A 20,210-nucleotide genomic window follows, 5' to 3' on the forward strand; every position below is an offset into this window, starting at 1 on the left:
AGGTCTAGCTGAACCGGCGACGCTGCTCGGCGCTGCGCAGGGTCGAGCGCAGGAACTCGGCCGGAGGGTCGGTCTCGGCCAAAACCTGTTCCTTGATGGCGCGGGGTTCGCCGAACAGGTGGCCCTGGCCCATGCCGACGTCCAGTTCGAGAATGTCGACGACCTGGCGTTCGTTCTCGACCTTTTCGGCGATGACCTCGACGCCGTAGCGGCGGGTCAGGGCGGCGAAGTCGGCGGCCTGGATGTCGGGCATGGAGCGCAAGGGCGCGCCGCCGTCCAGGTCCAGCAGTTGTTCGATCATCAGATCGGCCGCGACCTTAATGAACTTGACGTCCGAGCGTTGCAGATCGGCGAAGTCGAGATCCAGCGTCTGCACCTTATCCAGCGAGAAGCGGAAACCCAGGTCGGCCAGTTTGGCCATGTTGCGCGCCTCGATGGCGCCGCGCGCGTCGAACGTCGCCTGGCCCAGTTCGAAGATCAGGGCCTGGTTCAGGTCCCGATTCTCGCTGAGGAAATCCAGGAACTGCGGGAAGAAGGTCTCGTCGCCCAGCGAGGTCAGGGCCACGTTGCAGAAAACGCCGACCTTGCGATCCTGACGCGCCAGCCGCCGCACGATCTGGGCGCAGCGGAACAGCAGCAGGTTGTCGATAGCCGGCACCAGACCCTCGCCCTCCGCCAGGGACAGATATTCCGCCGGCATCATGACGCGGTCGGTGGCGTCGCGCAGCCGGGTGAAGCTCTCGTAGAAGATCGTCCGGCGTTGGGGCAGGGAGACGACCGGCTGAAGATACAGATCGACGCGGCCTTCGCTGAGCGCTTCGTGGATGGTGCGAAGCAGGACGTTCGACTGCGCCATGCGACGGCCCTCGAAGGTCTCGACGCCGATATGGGGCGCGGTAGCCAGGCGTTCGTCGATGCTTTCGCTCATCTGCTGGACCAGCGATTCCAGCATCCGGACCTCGCCGGTCAGGGCGTCGGTGTCGGACAGGACGCCGGTCTCGATGGCGTGCGCCAGTTCGGTCAGGGCGCCCTGTGTCGATTCCATCGCATCAGCGAGCAGGCGGTGGGCCTCGCGGACCTGGCCGATTTCCTTTTTCAGGACGCGGCGTTCGGCGATGCCGGTGACGATGCCGTGGAAGGCGCCCAACAGCCCCAGTGCGCCGAGCGTTCCGGCCACGCCTGCGCCGATCCCAAGGCCCGCGCGCCACAGGAAGGCGCCCACGGTCATGCCGAGGAACAGATAGGCGAAGTAGAGAAAGCCCGTTGTTACGTTGCGCATCGGCTGGCGGTCGGCCACTCCCGGATGGAATCGCCTGAGTATCAGGCTATCAATGTCATTCGGCTAGAGCGGGGCTGCAAATATCCCCGCCAAACCTACGGGAAACGCAATGGAACTGTTCGATCTGACCGGCAAGGTCGCAATCATCACCGGCTCATCGCGGGGAATCGGCAAGGCCATCGCCGAACGGCTGGCCGAACACGGGGCCAAGGTCGTCATCTCGTCGCGCAAGGCCGGGCCGTGCGACGAAGTCGCCGCCGAGATCAACGGCAAGTACGGCGCCAAGGCCGATAAACCACGCGCCATCGCGGTGCCGGCCAACATCGCCTCCAAGGAGGACCTGCAGCGTCTGGTCGATGAGACCAACGCCGCCTTCGGCCAGATCGACATCCTGGTCTGCAACGCCGCGACCAATCCCTACGCCGGGCCGATGGCGGGCATCGCCGACGACCAGTTCGAAAAGATCCTGCAGAATAACGTCATCTCGAACCACTGGCTGATCCAGATGGTCGCGCCGCAGATGGTGGAGCGGAAAGACGGGTCGATCCTGGTGATCTCGTCCATCGGGGGGCTGCGCGGCAATGCGTTGATCGGCGCCTACAATATCTCCAAGGCCGCCGACATGCAGCTGGTGCGCAATCTGGCGGTGGAGTGGGGGCCGTCGAACGTGCGGGTCAACTGCATCGCGCCTGGGCTGGTTCAGACCGATTTCGCCAAATATCTTTGGGAGAATCCGGAGCTGCTGAAACAGGTCACCGAACCGGCGCCGCTGAAAAGGATTGGCCAGCCCGATGAAATCGCGGGCACGGCGGTTTATCTGTGCAGCCCTGCGTCGGCCTATGTGACCGGCCAGACCCTTGTGGTGGACGGTGGATTGACGATTGCCTGGTGAAGATGCGCGCTCAAGCAGCCCGAAGGGCGGTAGCGCAAAAGAGTGGAAGCAGGATTTGATCTGGCGCCTGGAGGCCTTCGGCTTTCAGGCGCTGTTCGGCTTTCTACGCCTGTTGGGCGTCGAGCGGGCGTCCGGGTTGGGCGGCTGGCTGCTGCGCACCCTGGGGCCGCTGACCGGCACGCAAAAGACGGTGATGCGAAACCTCCGCATCGCCTTTCCCGACATGCCGGCCGCTGAGCGCGAGGCGCTGGCGCTGGCGCAGTGGGATCAGACGGGGCGGACCTTCGCCGAACTGGCAGTCATGGATCATCTGACGCCCGAAGGCGGTCGGGTCGAGGTGGTCGGGATGGAGCGGCTGCACGCCCTGCGCGACAGCGGCCGGCCGGCGGTGCTGATCTCGGGACATCTGGCCAACTTCGAGGTCATGGCGGCGGTGATCATGGCCTCGGGCGTGCCGTGCCAGGTGACCTATCGCGCCGCCAACAATCCGTATGTCGATGCCCTGATCCGCCATAGCCGCGAACGGTACGGCATCCGCCTGTTCGCGCCCAAGGGCGACGGGACGCGCGAGCTGATGGCGGGGATGAAACGCGGCGATTCCATCGCCCTGCTGGTCGATCAGAAATACAATCAGGGGCCGGAGGTGGAGTTCTTCGGCCAGCCGGTGAACGCCTCGCCTGGAGCGGCCAGGCTGGCGTTGAAGTTCGACACGGTCATGCTGCCGCTGTCGGTGGTGCGCCTGCCGGGCGTGCGGTTCCGGGTGACGGCGCACGAGCCGATCGTGGTCAATCAAAGCGAGGACAAGGCGGCGGATACGCTGGCCGGCATCCAGGCCGCCAATCGCTTCGTCGAGGACCGGGTGAAAGAGCATCCCGTGGACTGGTTCTGGGTCCACAAGCGTTGGCCGGACAAGGTCTATGCGGCGTTGGACCGCGAGGTGTCCGATCCTCGACGGTAGGGCCCGGCGTAGTCGGGCGTCTCGCGGCGCCGACGGCAGGGGCCGATATAGCCATCGGCCTTGATGAAGGGGCGGGGCTTCATGATGACGGCGTTCAGCCGATCCAGCACGGCCTTGGCGGTGATCGGCTTGACGATGAATTCGGTCACCCCGGCGTCGCGGGCCTCGTAGACGCGGCTGCGTTCGGAATGGCCGGTCATCATGATGATCGGCAGAAACGGATTGGGGCTGTCGGGGCTGGTGCGGACCAGCCGTGTGAACTCGACCCCGTCCAGCGGGAACATGTTGAAATCGACGATGGCCAGATCGATCGCGTGGCGACGCAGCAGATCGAAAGCCGTGGCGCCTTCGGACGCCTCATAGACGTTACGGATGTCGGCCGAATGCAGCACGGCCGACGCGATGGCGCGCATATTCTGATTGTCGTCCACAAGCAGGACGTTCAGCGATTTCAGAGAGAACATCGGGCCCCGCCAGATCTTTGATCGAGGCTAAGGGGATATGCGTAGTCTCGCAAGAGGAGCCTTTGATCAGGCTTGACTTTCTGGAACACGCGCACCGATCATGAGGGAAGGATCCAGGTTGCGATCGCGCCATTTCATGCGCCAGCACAGGTGCGGGCCGGTGGCGCGGCCGGTCATGCCGACGCGGCCCAGCGGATCGCCGCGCCGGACGCGCTGACCCAGCGCCACATCCAGCCGCGACTGATGCAGATAGCAGCTGATCAGGCCTTGGCCGTGGTCGATCAGGGTCAGGCCGCCCTCGAAATGCATGTCGGGGCGGACGAAGGCGATGCGGCCGTCGGCGGGGGCGCGGATCACGCTGCCCTGAGGGGCGGCCAGATCGATGCCATAGTGCGGCCGGGCGGGCGTGCCGTTTAGGACGCGCTGGGCGCCCCATGCGCTGGAGACCCGGTAGCTCTCCAGCGGCCAGACGAACCCGTCCTTGAAGTCGTCGGCGTCGATGAGGCTGGCGAAGCCCTCCGTCTTCAGCGCGATCTCCTGCTGGATGCGGGCCAGCAGAGCGGGATCGCTGGGCTCGACGGTCGAGGGCGCCAGGCCGTTCACGCTGGTTGACGGGAAGGCGTAGGGGGCGATGTCGAGCGTGCGTCGGGCGGACCGGTCGCCGGATCGGGCCTCGACCTGGGTGGTCGGATCGGCGTCGCGGTCGAAGCCGATCACGAAGAGGCCGGTGGTCGAGGCGGTGGTCAGGGCCTCGCCGTCGACGAAGATCAGAGCGCGCGGCGCGGTGCGGCCGAAGGCGTAGCCGCCCTGACGCCAGGCGCCGTTCAAGGCCAGCGGCAGGGCGTTGCGGTCTTCAGCCATTAGCGGCGCGGCGATCAGGCTGGCGCCCGCGCCGGTCAGCAGGGCGCGGCGCGACGGGATCATCGATCGCCTTGCTGGGCCGCGATGAATTCGGCCGGGCCGAAATAGGGCTGCTGACGGCTGGGGCTCCAGTAGCGGAGGACTTCCAGCGGGATCGGTTTGTCCGTCACGGCGCAGCGCACGAAGCGGCCGGGCTTCAAGACGGCGAACTCGCCGTCGCCATAGTGAAGAACGGCCTGATCTGCGGCGATTTTGTCCATGAGCGAACGATAGCGGGCGGCGGGCGGCGCGGAAAGGGGCTCAGGGCGCCGCGACCGCATCCGTGATCGGGCCATCCGCGGCTGCAGGTCGGATCGCGCCGGCGGCGGGCGGCTTCGGCTTGCCGCCCATCCGGTCGGTGAACAGGAAGACGAAGGGGTTCAGCGAAATCGACAGCAGGGCGGCGGCCAGGATCAGGTCGTGGGTCTCGCGGCTCATGGCGCCCAGGGACACGCCGAGCGCGGCCAGGATGAAGGAGAACTCGCCGATCTGGGCCAGGGACGCCGCGACGGTGAAGCCGGTCGGCCGATCCAGTTTGAAGGTCTGGGTGATGACCAGGGCCGCGACCGACTTGCCGACGATGACGATGCCCAGCACGCCCAGGACCGCCCACGGCTGGCGCACCACGATCATCGGGTCGAACAGCATGCCGACCGAGACGAAGAACAGCACGGCGAAGGCATCGCGCAGCGGCAAGGAGCGCTCGGCCGCATTGTGACCCAGCGGCGAGGCATTCATCACCAGACCGGCCAGGAAGGCGCCCAGCGCGAACGAGTGGAACAGGAAATAGGCCAGCCAGGCGATGCCCAGGGCGATGGCGAGGACGCCCAGGGTGAAGAGCTCGCGCGACTTGGTGTGGGCGATGCGGATCAGCAGCCAGGGAATGACCTTGCCGCCGACGACCAGCATGCCGACGACGAACAGCACGACCTTGAGCAGGGTCAGGCCGACGTCGGTTCCCAAGGCGGCGAGGTCCGTCTGGGTTCCGGCCGGAACCAGCACCATGGGCAGCATGACCAGGGCGATGACGATGACCAGATCCTCGACGATCAGCCAGCCGACGGCGATGCGGCCGATCTCGCCCTTGACCTGTTTGCGCTCCTCCAGAGCGCGCAGCAGGACGACGGTCGAGGCGACGGACAATGCAAAGCCCATCAGCAAGGCCTCGACATCGCCCAGGCCCAGCACGAACCGGCCGAGCCCCCAGCCCAGCACGGTGGCGACGCCGATCTGAACCAAGGCGCCGGGAATGGCGACCTTGCGGACCTGCATCAGATCCTTGGGGGAGAAGTGCAGGCCAACGCCGAACATCAGCAGGATGACGCCGATCTCGGCCAGCTGCGGGGCCAGTTCGGTGTCGGCGACGAAGCCGCCCGTATAGGGGCCGACGATCACGCCCGCGACCAGATAGCCCACCAGGGGCGACAGTTTCAGCCGATGCGCCAGCATGCCGAACACGAAGGCGAGGACGAAGCCCCCGACCAGGGTGAGGATCAGGCTGTCGGCATGCGGCATCAGGGCTCCTGTCGCGAGCGAAGGTGTGATTTGGGTAGGCTTTGCAGTTGGGGCGCGAGGGGCGGTTTGACAAGATGACGCAGTGTCGCGCGGGACGGAAAACGGCTTTGTCTTCGCGGCGTTCGGCCTGCGAAGTCTGGAGGGCTGGGCGGAGCGTCGGGCCTTCGCCCGGAGTGTGATTAGAGATTACCGTTTCGACGAAGGGTGTGACGCTCCGCGCGGGGGGTTGGCCTGCAAGCTCGGGGCGCCGAGCGGTGGCGGTCTTATCGCCTAACCCCATAAGCCTGCGACGGGCGGGTCGGAGCAGCGATCCCCAATCCCCGGTGCGGCCGAGTATCCCCCTCGACCCTGCGACGCGACTGCGGACGCCGGGGCGATTCCCCGACCGATCAGCCCCGGCGCCGCGATGGGGTCTCACCATCGCCCTCGTTCCCTCCGCTCTCGCCGCCGCAAGGTCGCAGGCCAGGCGAGCCCTCCATGCGACGAGACGGGTGTATTATGGGGCCGTTTGACCCCGTGGATGGGAGACGGGGAACATAAATCAGCAAGCGGTTGAAATCGCTGCGGATGGACCAGCGGCATTGCGATGGCTGAGCATCGTCTCCTCCCCATGTCATGGGGAGGTGGCTCGAAGCGTAGCGGAGAGACGGAGGGGCTCTTCAGCGCATCCCGGCGCTTAAGCGGCGTCTAGAACCCCTCCACCGCTTCGCGGTCCCCCTCCCCGCCAGGCGGGGAGGAGACGGTGTTGTGGTCAGGCGTGCGTCTGTTCCCAATACCGAACCGCATCGGCGTCGCGGGCCGAGAGGTCAGGATAGGCGGGGTCGGAGCCGACGTCGGGGACCCGGCGCCAGGAACGGGCGCATTTCGGGTTGTCGGAGCGTCGCACTAGGGCGCCTATGCCTGCATATTCAGGCAGTCTGAATGGCACTTCGGGACCTTGAGGGTCATCGCGAGTCAGCCTTGCGACACTGGCGATGCAGAAGTCTGCCATGAACTGGTCAGGATTCTCAGACCCTGCAACGTCTTGAACCAGTTGGATCAAAGCCGGGTCATCCAAGACGATGAGAACATCAGCATCGAGGCTGGATCCTATCATCTTGTCACGTCGTGCCAGTTCCAAACTACCTAGCACTACTTCGCGGATGGGAAGCAGGTTCTTGAGTTTGGTGTAGGCCGTTTCGTTCTCCCATTCTGCCGGAGTGTCGGGGATCACCCGGGCGCAGTTGGAGCCGGCGTCGGGGAAGCGGGTCGTCCAGGCCTCTTCCATCGTGAAGGGCGTCAGCGGGGCCAGCCAGGCGGTGAGGCGCATGAAGACTTCGTGCATCACCGTGCGGGCGGCGCGACGGCGCAGGCTGTCGGGGCGGTCGCAGTACAGGGCGTCCTTGCGGATGTCGAAATATAGGGCCGACAGGTCGCCGGCGCAGAACTCCAGCACCGGACGGACGACGTCCTGGAAGCGGTATTCGCCGTAGGCCGCACGGACCTGGGCGTCGAGCTCATGCAGGCGGTGCAGGATGAACCGCTCCAGCGGCGGCATCTGGTCCAGCGGCAGGCGTTCGGCCTCGTCGAAATCGGCCAGGGCGCCCAGCAGATAGCGAACGGTGTTGCGAAGCTTGCGATAGGCGTCAACCGTGGTCTGCAGGATCTGTTTGCCGATCCGCTGGTCGTCCGAATAGTCGACCAGGGCCACCCACAGACGCAGGATGTCGGCGCCGGATTCCTTGATGATGGTCAGGGGGTCGGTCGTATTGCCCTTGGACTTGGACATCTTCTCCCCCTTCTCGTCGAGGGTGAAGCCGTGGGTCAGGACCGCCTTGAACGGGGCGCGGCCACGGGTGCCGCAGCCTTCCAGCAGGGACGACTGGAACCAGCCGCGGTGCTGGTCGGAGCCTTCCAGATAGAGGTCGGCGGGCCAGTGGGCGGGACGGTCGCCGGTGTAGCCGTTTTCCGGCAGGCGCGGGTCCAGCGTGAAGGCGTGGGTCGAACCGGAGTCGAACCAGACGTCCAGGATGTCTTCGACCTTTTCATACCGGGCCGGGTCATGCGCGCCCAGGAAGTCGCTGTCCGGCGCGGTGAACCAGATGTCGGCGCCGTGTTCGGCGACGGCCTTGACGATCCGGGCGTCCACCTCGGGGTCGTGCAGGGGCTGGCCGGTCTGTTTGTCGATGAACATGGCGAGCGGCGTGCCCCAGGCGCGCTGGCGGCTGACCAGCCAGTCGGGACGGCCCTCGACCATCGAGCGGATGCGGTTCTTGCCGGCGACGGGATGGAAGGCGGTGGCGTCGATGGCGTTCAGCGCCGTCTCACGCAAGGTGTCGCCGCTCTTCAAGGGTTGATCCATGCGGATGAACCACTGGGGCGTATTGCGGAAGATGATCGGCGCCTTGGAGCGCCAGCTGTGCGGGTAGGAATGCTCCAGCCGCCCGCGCGCCAAGAGGTTGCCGGCCTCGATCAGCTTTTCCATCACCGCGCCGTTGGCGGGACCGAACTTGCCGGTCTTCTTGCCCTCGGTCTCCAGCACCTTCAGGCCCGCGAACAGCGGGACGCCGGGGTAGTAGGCGCCGTCGGGATCGACGGTGTCGGGCACCTCGTGATGACCGTGGGCCTTCCAGACCTCGAAGTCGTCGGCGCCGTGGCCGGGCGCGGTGTGGACGAAGCCGGTGCCGGCGTCGTCGGTGACGTGGTCGCCGGCCAGCAGGGGCACGGAGAAGCCGTAGCCGCTGTCGAGCGCGGCCAGCGGGTGGGCGGTCTCCAGGCCCGACGGATTGATGTCGTAGACACGGGTCCAAGCGGCGATCTTGGCGGCCTTGAACACCTCCTCGGCCAGCTTGTCGGCCAGGATCAGGCGGTCGCCGGGCTTGGCCCAGGGCGCGAACTCCAGGCCTTCCTCCATGGCCGTGACCTCATACAGGCCATAGGCGATCTCGGGGCCATAGCTGATGGCGCGGTTGGCCGGGATGGTCCAGGGCGTGGTCGTCCAGATGACGATGGACGGGGTGCTGGAGCGGAAGGCCAGCAGGTCGTCGGGATGGTCGTCCGACATGGCCGTGACCGGGAACTTGACCCAGATCGTCGGGCTGACGTGGTCGTGGTACTCGATCTCGGCGTCGGCAAGCGCCGTGCGCTCGACCGGCGACCACATGACGGGCTTTGATCCGCGATAGAGCTGGCCCGAGTTCTTGAACTTGTGGAACTCGGCGACGATGGCGGCTTCGGAGGTGAAGTCCATGGTGGCGTAACGGTTGGCGAAGTCGCCGACGATGCCCAGCCGGTGGAACTGGTCCTTTTGCAGGTCGATGTATTTGCCGGCGTATTCCCGGCAGGCGCGGCGGAACTCGTCCTTGGACACCTCGTCCTTGCGGCGGCCCTTGGCGCGGAACTGCTCCTCGATCTTCCACTCGATCGGCAGGCCGTGGCAGTCCCAGCCGGGGACGTAATCGACATCGTAGCCCAGAAGGAAGCGGCTGCGGACCACGAAGTCCTTCAGCGTCTTGTTCAGGGCGTGGCCGATGTGGATGTCGCCGTTGGCGTAGGGCGGGCCGTCGTGAAGGACGTAGAGGGGGGCGTTCTGCTGCTGCCGCTCGGCGCGCAGGGTCCCGTAAAGGTCGCCCCACTGTTCCAGGATGACCGGCTCCTTCTGGGGCAGGCCGCCGCGCATGGGGAAGGGCGTCTCGGGCAGGAAGACGGTGTCACGATAGTCGCGGGCGGTGGATTCAGAGGTGTTTTCGGGGGCGTCGGCCATGGGTCGTCTCGGCGTCTTGAAAATTAGGTCGCTGTTCTCTTCGCCCTATCGCGCCTCGCGCTGCTTGAGGGCTTTCAATCCCGGCGTGCACGGGGCCATGCGGCCCAGAAGCGCTACGCCGGGCGGCTAATCGAAATCAGGCGAATGGAGACGCGGACGGTCATTGTGCTGGCGGTCTAGCAGACGGATGCGGCATTGCGCCATCCCGAAGCGCAGGCCTCATCAACGGAAACGAAAGGCTTTTGCGGTTTTGTGACGGGAGGATCGGCCGGAATCTTGTTCGGCCGACACGATATTCGCTTGGGAGTTCCCGCCGATGCGGCTGCGGATCACGAAATGGATGCTGGGCCTGGCGGCCGGTCTCGCCGTCTCGGCGGGCGCCGGAGCCGCGCTGGCGCAATGCACGTCCGGCTGTCAGCCGCCGCCCTGCACGTCGTGCGAGCCTCCGCCTCCGCCTGAGCCGCCGCCCTGCAACGGCGGTGGAAACTGCGGTCCTGGCGGCGGTGGAAACTGGAACGGCAACATCAACACCAACGTCAATGTGAACGTGAACCTTGGCGCGAGCGCCAATGCGAACGCGGGCGCCGGGGCCAACGCCAACTCGGGCGCGCGGTCCTACGTCAATGCGCGCGCCGGCGGGTTCTCGGGCAGCTTCGGCGGAGGCGGCGGCGCGGCCTATGTCAGCGTCGATCAGCCCTATCCGACCACCATCCAGGGCCTGGCCGTCGAGGGCGTGATCGCCCAGACGGTGCGCACTCCCTACAGCGCCTTCCGCAGCATGATGAAGCGGGTCGTCATCCAAGCCGTCTGCATCGACGACCGCCAGGTGCCGCATCCCGCCTCGCAGGTGCGGCCGGATCGCGAGATCGCCGAAGGCTTCGAGGGCGAGCTGTATCGCTGCCTGTCGGGCACATGGCTGCAGGCGACCATCGCCGACTACAACGGCGACATCAGCTTCGATCACGGCACGACCCTGACCTGCCGCAAGCATGAGGCGCTGTGGTACGGAACGGGCGGCAAGCTGGAATGCCGTCCCGAGAAGCCCGAGCGGGATTGCAACGAGCGTTCGCTGCTGCGTCGCTACGGCGCCGGGATCAAGATTCTGACGATGTATCGCGAAGAGGAATACACCGAATACCGCGAGGAACAGGTCGAGAGCGCGACCGTGCTGACCGGGGTGATCACCCTGGACGGCGGCGTCGGCGGCCGGGTCTTCTGAACCGGACCTAAACATGCCCGTTCAGCCGCCGATCAGGCGGGACATGAGATAAGGCGACCGTCGGCTCTCCGTCGACGATCCTGACGACTGGCCCCGGTTCGCGAGAACCGGGGCCTTTTCGTGGGCGTTACTGGGCCGCCGGTTGAGCTGTGACGGTGGCGCGCCAGGCGCTGTCGGACTTCAGATACTGGCGAGCCAGGGCCTGAAGGTCGGCGGCGGTGACGGCTTCCAAGGTGGCGATCTGGTTGCGGGTCTGGTCCAGCGTCGCCGGGTCGCTCTGGGCCTGCGACAGCTGGGTCAGCCAATAGCCGTTGTCGGCCATGCTGCGACGAATGCGCTCGACGGCCGGGCGACGGGCGCGGTTCAGTTCGTCCTCGCTGATCGGATTGTCGCGCAGGTCGGCGGCGATGGCGTCCACCGTCTCGAACAGCTTGGGCAGGGCGGCCGGCGGGGTTTCCGCGGTCACCGAGATGAAGCCGTAGCCCGGATAGGTGTCCGAGGCGGTCGAGCCGGCGCTGGGCGAATAGGCCAGGCCTTGCTTCTCGCGGATTTCATCGTTCAGGCGCAGCTGAAGCACGTCCGACAGGATCGACAGCTGACGCGCGGTCTTGCGATCTTCGACCTGATCGGTGGTCGGCCAGGCGACGAAGCCCAGCGCCTGTTCGGCGGGTCCGGTGTGATATAGCTGGACCGGCGTAGTGGTCGGGGCCGGGAACTTGCGCACCGTCGAGCCGGCGGGCGGTGTGGGCGCCTGACCGCGCGAGGGCAGGGCGCCGAAGGTCGAGCCGACGGCGGCGATGACCGCGTCGATATCGACGTCGCCGACGACCGTGATCTCGACCGGACCCTGGGCCAGGGCCGAGCGAACGCCGGAACGGATGTCGTCGATCTGGATCGCGGCGATCTGTTCGGCGCTCGGGGTCGTCTCACGCGCGTCGCCGCTGGCCAGCAGGCCGGAGGCGTCGCGTTGGAAGACGCCGCGCGGCGTGGCGCCCAGCTGGGCCAAAATCTGCGGGAACATGGCCTTGGTCTGTTCGAACGATGCGCCGCGCAGACCCGGATCGGTCAGGTAGGCGGCCAGAACCTGAAGCTCCAACTGGAGATCGGCGGGCTTGGTGGCGCCGGCGAAGATATAGGCGTCGCCGGCCTGATTGACCGCGGCGCTGTAGGTGCGGCCGCTCAGGACGCGGTTCATTTCGTCCAGGCTGAGCTTGCCCAGACCCCCGGGGGCCAGGACGGTGCTGGCCATCGACAGGGGCGACAGGGCGTCGGCAGGCAGGCCCAGTTCGCCAAGACCGGTGCGGGCGCTGACCAGAATCTGGTCGGCGCGGAAGTCGGTCTTCTTGATGTTCAGCAAGGTGCCGTTCGGGAAGCGAACCAGGGTCGCGCCCAGATCTGCGACTTCCGAACGGGCGGCAGGGACCGCCGGGGCGCCGAAGTCAGCATAGGGCCACTTCAGCTCGGCCTCGGCGGCGCGGGCTTGCACCGGGGTGTTGCGCGAGGCTTCCAGCGCAGCGGTGACGGCGGCCTCGCCGCCCTCGACTGGGACGGGGGAGCTGAACAGCAGCAGCGGGCCCTGGCCCTCGAACACCGCCTTGGTGGCCTGATTGACCTGATCGACGGTCAGGCCTTCGACAGCCTTGTTGAACAGATCGAGGTTGGTCTGGGGCGAGCTGAAGACCTGGTCGTCGTTGACGGCGCCCAGGAGGCCGGTCGCAAGGGCCGGGGTCGAACGGGTCGCGGCCGAGGCCACCGCGTTCTGAAGCGCGGTGCGGGTGTTGACGATTTCGCGCTGAAGCTCGGCGTCGCTGACGCCGTACTCCGCCAGACGACGGCTTTCCTGCTCGACGCTTTCCAGCGCACGCTGCCAGCCGCCGGGATTGAAGGCGACCGACAGGGTGCCGGCGTCCAGGCTGTCGAACAGCGACTGATAACCGGCGCCGGCGCCGATGAAGGGCGGGTTGTCGGCGCGAGCGATCTCGCCCAGGCGACGGTTCAGCACGGCCAGACCCAGGCCGCGACGGACGTCGGCGGCGCGTTCGGCGGCCGTGTCGGGGCTGAGGTCCGGGGCCTTGATCCAGTTGATCTGGATGGAGGACTGAATGCCCGGCTCGACAAGGATGCTGGTCTGCGGTTGACGCGGGGCGACGGTGCCCAGATCGGGCTCCGGACCATCGACGGCGGTCGGCTTCCAGTCGCCGAAGGCGGCCCGGACCTTGGCCTCCATCGCATCCACGTCGAAGTCGCCCACGGCGATGAAGGTCGCGCGCGAGGGGCGATAGTAGGCGTCGTAGAAGTCGACGAAGCGCTGGCGCGGTGCGGTGCGGATGATGTCGAGGTCGCCGATCGGCAGGCGTTCCGACAGACGCTGGCCGGGCGCCAGCAGGCCGAGCTGGGTCTTCAGCACGCGCAGTTGCGGCGTGTCGCGGGTCCGTTCTTCGCCGACGATGACGCCGCGCTCGGAATCGATGGCGTCCGGCGCCATCAGGGCCGCAGACATCATCTCGCGCAGGATGTGCAGGCTGGGATCGACCGTCTCGTCCTTGGTGTTGGGCAACTCCAGCATATAGGCGGTCTGGTCGAAGCTGGTGAAGGCGTTGGTGTCGGCGCCGAAGGCCAGACCCAGGCGCTCCAGAATGCGCAGCATCTCGTTCTCCGGCACGTCCTTGGTGCCGTTGAAGGCCATGTGCTCCATGAAGTGAGCCAGACCCTTCTGATCGTCGCGCTCCATCAGCGAGCCGGCGTCGATGCGCAGACGGAATGAGGCTTGACCCGGAGGCGTCGCATTGTGCAGCAGGGCGTAGCGCATGCCGTTGGGCAGCAGGCCGTAACGGACGGCCGGATCGGCGGGAATGTCGCTGGCGGCCTGGGCCCAGGGGGCGGACGGCGCGACCTGACCGGCGGCCGCCGCAGCGGGCGGCGCGGTCTGGGCGAGAGCAGGGGCGGCGAACGCCCCGGTGGTCAGGGCCAGTCCCGAGACGGCGACAAGCAGCAGATGACGCGCAGAACGCATAAGATCACTCCGAAACCGCAACCCCCGATGGCGCGATGCCGGATGTGTAAAGTGTGCTTGCCTTCGCCACAAGCGGGGCTGGCGAACCTTACCGACTTGTCATGTTCAGATCAGCCGCCGGGGCGGCTGATGTAGAAGCTGGCGTTGTTGCCGACGGCGTTGGCGCCGACCACGGCGGTGCGTCCGGACGAGACCGTGGCGTTGGTGGTCGCCGTGACATTGCCGCTGTTGGTCTGGGTGTTGTTGACGTTGACGTCGCCGCCGCACTGGGAACAGGCATAGCCCGTCACCGCATTGCCGACCGCGTCGGAGCCGACATAGGCGTCATAGCCGTTGACGCCGACATAGGTGGCGTTGGCCTCGACCCCGCCGATGTTCAGCTGGGTGTTGTCCAGCTTCAGATAGATGTCGTTGTTGCCGGCGACCGTCTCGTTGGCGACGCTGCGGGCCGCCAGAACCGTCTGGCCCTGGAGGTTGGTCTGGACGCGGGCGTCGGCGCGGACGCGGCCGGCGTTGGCCTGGTCCGTCTGAATCAGCATGGAGCCGCCGGCGTTGGCGGTGATCGCCTGGTTAGCCCCGGCGTTGGCGCCGACCGTCAGGTCCCAGCCGTTGTCGACATAGACGTCGGTGCGCGCCTCGGTCGTCGAGGCGGCGTTCGATTGGCGGATGGCCAGATCCTGGTGCGATGCGCCCGTTGTGTTGGTCTGAACCGCATTGGCGACGGCCTGGGACGAGAAGGTCGCGGGCGCGGGAATGTACTGAACGTCGGCGACGGTCTCGGCGAAGACGGTGGTCTGGGCCCTCTGGTCGATGACGCCGGTCAGGGACGAGGAGGGGCCGCCCAGGGCGACGGCGTTGGCGACGGCGGTGCTGGTCGCGAAACCACCCTGCAGAACGCGGCCGTTCGGCGCCTGAACATAGGTTCCGGACTCGACCCGGTCGCCGGTCGCGGACTGGCTGGCGTCCAAGGCGAAGGTGGCGCGATCGGTGGTGACGCCGAGATAGTTGCCGCGCGCGGTGGTATCGACGCTGAGTTGGCCGTCCGCCTCGCCGTTCACGACCACATTGCTGCGGGCCACCGTCGCGCCGGTCATCGACTGGCGCGAGAGCAGGCCCGCGGAGGCGGCTGTGACCCCGCCCGCAAGCGCATTGCCCTGGGCGTTTGTGCTGACGGTCACCTGATCGACGGACAGGTCGATATCCACCAGGCCGGTGACATCGCCAGTCTGCGTCTGGGTGCTGGAGCAGGTTTCGCCGGCTTGCGGATCGCAGGTCGGCGTTTGCTGGGCGCTCGCCTCAGTGGCGAGTGCGGCGAACGTCGCCGTCGCGGCCATCATGCCAACGAGACGGATCGGCGCGGGTCTGGCCATTGTTGGTGTCCTGAGTGGGATAGGCCGGATAATAGCCGCCGGTCGGGCCGACCGTGGAATCGCCGAGCGGGTCGTTGGCGGGGTTCAGGCAGATTTCGGGGCCTGGCGCGCCATAGAGGTTGGCCATGAACTCGACCGTGGCCCGTTCGACCAGGGCGCGGACGGCCAGTTGCGTCGGCTCCATCCCGCCCGTGCCGGCCGAGATGTCGAAGACGTTGCCGTTCAAGAAGTCGAAGACGCCGGCCGAGATTTCGCGCCCGATGATCTGCTTCTGATAGGAGACGACATCGACGACCTCGAGCGTGGTCGTCTGGACCAGGCGCAGGTCCATGGCGATGTTCATCACATAGACGCGGTGGTTGACGATGCCAGAGCCGGGGCGGTTGCTGTCGACCTCGCCGCCGGCGATGTCGAAGCCGCCGGAGCGGATGTTGTAGTTCACCTCGGTGATGCCGCCGACGACATAGAAGTCGGAGCCCGGCACCTGACCGGCCAGGATGCGGCGGTACTGGGTGTCTTCGGGGCCCTTGGCGTCGGGAGCCTGGTCGCCGATCAGCTTGTTGTTGGCGTAGCGCAGCTCAAGCTCGGACACTGAGGTGTCGTAGCGTTCGACAATGCGGGCGCCGGCCTTGGCCAGCGCCGAGTTGGCCATCAGGGAGGCGCCGCCGGTGATCTGGCGGCCGCCATCGGACGACACCGTGCCGGTGTAGTCGCTGATCCGGCCCACGGCCATGCGTGGGGAGGGCAGGTTGTAGCGACGGGCGTAGTCGGCCAGGCAATAAAGCGCGGCGGAATAGGGCGTGGGGTTTGCGGTCACCGGCGCATTGCCGATCGGCGTCGCATATTGCCCCGACGGACCCGCGACGGGGCTGACGCAGCCGGCGAGCAGAAGGGCGACGGCCGAGACGGCGGCGGACCCCTTTATAAGATGACGGCGGCTCATGGCAGGTTGATGTTCCCGTTCAGGGCCGTACCGGCGTTGATGGCGCCGGTATTGGTCTGGGTCGAATTGACGATGACGGTGTTGCGGCTGCCCTGGACCACCACGTTCAGCTGATTGCCGATGGCGGTGGAGCCGCCGATGGTGGTGCCGCCGTTGCTGGACGCGCCTGCGCCGGCATAGGCCGAGGCCGCGCCGCCGGACTGGCTGGAATAGGATGAGGCGCCCGACTGGATGATGCCGTTGACGATCAGGCGATTGCCGTTGGCGTCGCGGGTATAGCCGGTCGCGGCCGTATTGGCGGCCGTTCGCGCGCCGCCATAGCCCTGCTGGAAGCGCGAAGCGCCGCCCGAACCCGTCGACTGCGCGATCGCCGGCACGCTCGCAGCGGCGGCGAAGGCCATGACGGCGGTGGATACAAACAGCCTCTTGGCGGGCATTCTGGGGTTCCTCGCGCACAAACGAACGCCGGACCACGAGCGTGATCCGCACCCCAACCTGCATTAAGGTTATTAAGAAGCGCTTGATGTGACGCAGGTCACTGAGCATTTGTGGCGTCATGTCAGACGCATCCGGTCGATTCGATCCGCCGAACAGCCGCCCGGCGCGAGAGCCGATGTTCAACGTGCCGCTGGTGGTGCTGCTGATCGCGGCATCGATGCCGACGCTGTATCTGTTCCAGCGCGACCTGCCCGACATGGGCATGAGCATGGCGTTTGCGCCCATTGATCTGGAACAGGGACGGTGGGGCGGGCTGCTCACGGCCATGCTGCTGCACGGCGGCTGGACCCACGCCATCATGAATGCGGTGGCGGCGCTGGCGTTCGGGACGCCGGTGGCGCGGCTGTTCGGGACCAAGGTTGGTCCGACGGTCTTTCTGCTTTTCTATCTGGTCTGCGGCGTGTTGGCGTCGTTGGGCTATGGACTGATCCACTGGGGATCCAGCGAGCCGATGGTCGGCGCGTCCGGCGCCGTCTTCGGCCTGATCGGCGCCGCAACGCGACTGCTGGGTGGACAGGGCAGGGTGCTGCCGATGGGCGATCGCCGCGTGATCAGCGCGGCCATCACCTGGATGGCGGTCAACGCCGTGACCGGAATGATCGGCGGCCTGCCCGGCGCCGAGGGCGCGCGGATCGCCTGGGAGGCTCACGCGGTCGGCTTCGTCGTCGGCTTTCTGGCCATCGGTCCCTTGGGGCGGATGTTCGGAAGCGGGGCCGCGCCTCATCCGTGAGGCGCGTTGATTCCGGACGGGGGCTGAGCGATCATCGCTCCCTGAGCGGCCCTGTCGCCATTTCGGCCCTGCGGTCGTCTCTTATTAGAGAGAAGGGACCGCGATGTTCGTCGCCGAAATCCTCAAGACTAAGGGAAACGCCGTCTTCTCCATCGCGCCGGATCTGACGGTGACGCAGGCGTGCGCAGAATTGGAGCAGAAGCGGGTCGGAGCGTTGGTCGTCTGTGATGGCGACCGCGTGGTCGGGGTGTTTTCCGAACGCGATGTGGTCAAGGCGTTGGCGGCCGATGGCGCCGATGCGCTGGCTCGTCCGGTCGCCGACTATATGACGGCCAAGGTGATATATGCCGAACCGGCCGAGGAGATGTCGGCATTAATGACCCGCATGACCGATCGGCGCATCCGGCATCTGCCAGTCATGCAGGCGGATCGTCTGGTCGGCGTCATCTCCATCGGCGACGTGGTGAAGTGCCAGATCGCCGAACACGCCCATGAGGCCGAGAGCTTGCGGACCTATATTGCAGGCTGAGAGGCAAGCGCGCCGTTTGCCGATTCCGGTTTTGCGAGAAACTTCCCCTTGTTGGTCAGAATCCGCTTGCTGACAAATCCGCCTCTCCGTATAGAGCCGCCTCGCTCGGAAACGGGCCGGCCGGCGGGGCCGCGGGGGTTTAGGTCCTCACGGTTTCACGGAAGAAAGAAGCGAAAAACTTCTTGCTTTCATCGGTTGGTTTAACTAGGTTCCGCGCTCCAATCGAATCGCCGACGGGTTTTTAGAGGTAAGCCTCGCTTTCCTCCGGTGGTTTCTTGCGGTCTGAAGGGTTCGCTCTTCTCTCCGAAAGATCTCTGAAAAGAGCGGTTGACACGGGGTTTGCGGTTCTCTAAATCGCCGCCTCCGCCGACGACACGGCGTTAAACGGTCGGGCCTCTTCGGAGGTTCCACGGTCTTTGACATTGTTGATTTGGAAAGAGAAACGCAGGCGGCGGTGTTCTTGCGATGACCCTAGAAGGTCATCATACGACACTGACTATCTGCGGTCTTTTTGAAAAGATACCATGCGTCGGTCTTCGGATCGATGACGTGGGAACTCGTCAATAAAATACGTAGAACTAATGCCAAGACCGCTTCGGTGGTCTTCAAGCTTAGGTCAGAAGTCAACTCAACCTGAGAGTTTGATCCTGGCTCAGAGCGAACGCTGGCGGCAGGCCTAACACATGCAAGTCGAACGAACTCTTCGGAGTTAGTGGCGGACGGGTGAGTAACACGTGGGAACGTGCCTTTAGGTTCGGAATAACTCAGGGAAACTTGTGCTAATACCGAATGTGCCCTTCGGGGGAAAGATTTATCGCCTTTAGAGCGGCCCGCGTCTGATTAGCTAGTTGGTGAGGTAAAGGCTCACCAAGGCGACGATCAGTAGCTGGTCTGAGAGGATGATCAGCCACATTGGGACTGAGACACGGCCCAAACTCCTACGGGAGGCAGCAGTGGGGAATCTTGCGCAATGGGCGAAAGCCTGACGCAGCCATGCCGCGTGAATGATGAAGGTCTTAGGATTGTAAAATTCTTTCACCGGGGACGATAATGACGGTACCCGGAGAAGAAGCCCGGCTAACTTCGTGCCAGCAGCCGCGGTAATACGAAGGGGGCTAGCGTTGCTCGGAATTACTGGGCGTAAAGGGAGCGTAGGCGGACATTTAAGTCAGGGGTGAAATCCCGGGGCTCAACCTCGGAATTGCCTTTGATACTGGGTGTCTTGAGTATGAGAGAGGTGTGTGGAACTCCGAGTGTAGAGGTGAAATTCGTAGATATTCGGAAGAACACCAGTGGCGAAGGCGACACACTGGCTCATTACTGACGCTGAGGCTCGAAAGCGTGGGGAGCAAACAGGATTAGATACCCTGGTAGTCCACGCCGTAAACGATGATTGCTAGTTGTCGGGATGCATGCATTTCGGTGACGCAGCTAACGCATTAAGCAATCCGCCTGGGGAGTACGGTCGCAAGATTAAAACTCAAAGGAATTGACGGGGGCCCGCACAAGCGGTGGAGCATGTGGTTTAATTCGAAGCAACGCGCAGAACCTTACCACCTTTTGACATGCCTGGACCGCCAGAGAGATCTGGCTTTCCCTTCGGGGACTAGGACACAGGTGCTGCATGGCTGTCGTCAGCTCGTGTCGTGAGATGTTGGGTTAAGTCCCGCAACGAGCGCAACCCTCGCCATTAGTTGCCATCATTTAGTTGGGAACTCTAATGGGACTGCCGGTGCTAAGCCGGAGGAAGGTGGGGATGACGTCAAGTCCTCATGGCCCTTACAGGGTGGGCTACACACGTGCTACAATGGCGACTACAGAGGGTTAATCCTTAAAAGTCGTCTCAGTTCGGATTGTCCTCTGCAACTCGAGGGCATGAAGTTGGAATCGCTAGTAATCGCGGATCAGCATGCCGCGGTGAATACGTTCCCGGGCCTTGTACACACCGCCCGTCACACCATGGGAGTTGGTTCTACCCGAAGGCGCTGCGCTGACCGCAAGGAGGCAGGCGACCACGGTAGGGTCAGCGACTGGGGTGAAGTCGTAACAAGGTAGCCGTAGGGGAACCTGCGGCTGGATCACCTCCTTTCTAAGGATGCTTCTCCAGGCCGTCTCTCACGAGACTGTCTATTGAGGCTCCAATAGCTGATGCGCTCAA

At 65.4% G+C, this 20,210-nt stretch carries 15 protein-coding genes and 1 rRNA gene; 6 read left to right on the plus strand and 10 right to left on the minus strand.

Features of this window, described 5'->3' with window-relative positions:
• Positions 1-4: 4 nt before the first annotated feature.
• Positions 5-1,279 carry a flagella assembly cyclic-di-GMP phosphodiesterase TipF gene (tipF, locus tag A4249_RS02230; protein ID WP_066554663.1) on the minus strand — a complete coding sequence of 425 codons (1,275 nt, stop codon included), beginning with the start codon at positions 1,277-1,279 and terminating at the stop codon, positions 5-7.
• A gap of 109 nt (positions 1,280-1,388) precedes the next feature.
• Between tipF and A4249_RS02235 the strand changes: the two genes are divergently transcribed.
• Positions 1,389-2,171, plus strand: a complete 783-nt coding sequence (locus tag A4249_RS02235; RefSeq protein ID WP_066550621.1) for an SDR family NAD(P)-dependent oxidoreductase — start codon at positions 1,389-1,391, stop codon at positions 2,169-2,171.
• 55 nt (positions 2,172-2,226) lie between these two features.
• On the plus strand, positions 2,227-3,129 hold the full coding sequence (locus tag A4249_RS02240; RefSeq protein WP_442854492.1) for a lysophospholipid acyltransferase family protein: 903 nt from the start codon (positions 2,227-2,229) through the stop codon (positions 3,127-3,129).
• Here A4249_RS02240 and A4249_RS02245 read toward each other — a convergent pair.
• The 5 genes from A4249_RS02245 to ileS form a co-directional block, all read right to left on the minus strand.
• Positions 3,087-3,593 carry a response regulator gene (locus A4249_RS02245; protein WP_066550642.1) on the minus strand — a complete coding sequence of 169 codons (507 nt, stop codon included), beginning with the start codon at positions 3,591-3,593 and terminating at the stop codon, positions 3,087-3,089. The genes A4249_RS02240 and A4249_RS02245 overlap by 43 nt on opposite strands.
• A gap of 66 nt (positions 3,594-3,659) precedes the next feature.
• The gene (locus tag A4249_RS02250) at positions 3,660-4,517 is read right to left on the minus strand and encodes a M23 family metallopeptidase (RefSeq protein ID WP_066550653.1); all 858 of its coding nucleotides are present in this window, start codon (positions 4,515-4,517) and stop codon (positions 3,660-3,662) included.
• On the minus strand, positions 4,514-4,714 hold the full coding sequence (locus A4249_RS02255) for a DUF2093 domain-containing protein (RefSeq protein WP_055754203.1): 201 nt from the start codon (positions 4,712-4,714) through the stop codon (positions 4,514-4,516). Before A4249_RS02255 ends, A4249_RS02250 begins: the two co-directional genes overlap by 4 nt.
• 40 nt (positions 4,715-4,754) lie before the next feature.
• Entirely contained in the window at positions 4,755-6,008 is a 1,254-nt protein-coding gene (locus A4249_RS02260) for a cation:proton antiporter domain-containing protein (RefSeq protein WP_066550656.1), read from the minus strand.
• A 751-nt stretch (positions 6,009-6,759) separates the two neighbouring features.
• Complete coding sequence (gene ileS, locus A4249_RS02270) at positions 6,760-9,750, minus strand: isoleucine--tRNA ligase (RefSeq protein ID WP_066550659.1); 2,991 nt, start codon at positions 9,748-9,750, stop codon at positions 6,760-6,762.
• 316 nt (positions 9,751-10,066) lie between these two features.
• Between ileS and A4249_RS02275 the strand changes: the two genes are divergently transcribed.
• Entirely contained in the window at positions 10,067-10,969 is a 903-nt protein-coding gene (locus A4249_RS02275) for a hypothetical protein (protein ID WP_153923261.1), read from the plus strand.
• Positions 10,970-11,096: 127 nt separating this feature from the next.
• Here A4249_RS02275 and A4249_RS02280 read toward each other — a convergent pair whose 3' ends face one another.
• The 4 genes from A4249_RS02280 to hfaA form a co-directional block, all read right to left on the minus strand.
• A complete protein-coding gene (locus A4249_RS02280; RefSeq protein ID WP_066550661.1) occupies positions 11,097-13,982 on the minus strand; it encodes a M16 family metallopeptidase in 2,886 nt (961 codons plus the stop codon).
• Between the two features lie 110 nt (positions 13,983-14,092).
• Complete coding sequence (gene hfaD / locus A4249_RS02285) at positions 14,093-15,352, minus strand: holdfast anchor protein HfaD (RefSeq protein ID WP_231868753.1); 1,260 nt, start codon at positions 15,350-15,352, stop codon at positions 14,093-14,095.
• Positions 15,279-16,295 (minus strand): holdfast anchoring protein HfaB, encoded by a 1,017-nt coding sequence (gene hfaB, locus A4249_RS02290; protein WP_039247049.1) that lies wholly within the window; start codon positions 16,293-16,295, stop codon positions 15,279-15,281. The genes hfaD and hfaB overlap by 74 nt, the downstream gene beginning before the upstream one ends.
• Complete coding sequence (gene hfaA / locus A4249_RS02295) at positions 16,292-16,732, minus strand: holdfast anchoring protein HfaA (protein ID WP_055754167.1); 441 nt, start codon at positions 16,730-16,732, stop codon at positions 16,292-16,294. The genes hfaB and hfaA overlap by 4 nt, the downstream gene beginning before the upstream one ends.
• A 119-nt stretch (positions 16,733-16,851) precedes the next feature.
• On the opposite strand from hfaA, the gene A4249_RS02300 reads away from it, so the two are divergent.
• The 3 genes from A4249_RS02300 (at position 16,852) to A4249_RS02310 (ending at position 20,141) form a co-directional block, all read left to right on the plus strand.
• The gene (locus A4249_RS02300; RefSeq protein WP_066550663.1) at positions 16,852-17,523 is read left to right on the plus strand and encodes a rhomboid family intramembrane serine protease; all 672 of its coding nucleotides are present in this window, start codon (positions 16,852-16,854) and stop codon (positions 17,521-17,523) included.
• A gap of 103 nt (positions 17,524-17,626) precedes the next feature.
• Positions 17,627-18,052, plus strand: a complete 426-nt coding sequence (locus A4249_RS02305) for a CBS domain-containing protein (RefSeq protein WP_066550668.1) — start codon at positions 17,627-17,629, stop codon at positions 18,050-18,052.
• Between the two features lie 629 nt (positions 18,053-18,681).
• Positions 18,682-20,141: ribosomal RNA gene (locus A4249_RS02310) — 16S ribosomal RNA — on the plus strand.
• Positions 20,142-20,210 lie beyond the last annotated feature (69 nt).

Origin of the sequence: Brevundimonas sp. GW460-12-10-14-LB2, assembly GCF_001636925.1 — a bacterium.
Lineage (GTDB): Bacteria > Pseudomonadota > Alphaproteobacteria > Caulobacterales > Caulobacteraceae > Brevundimonas > Brevundimonas vesicularis.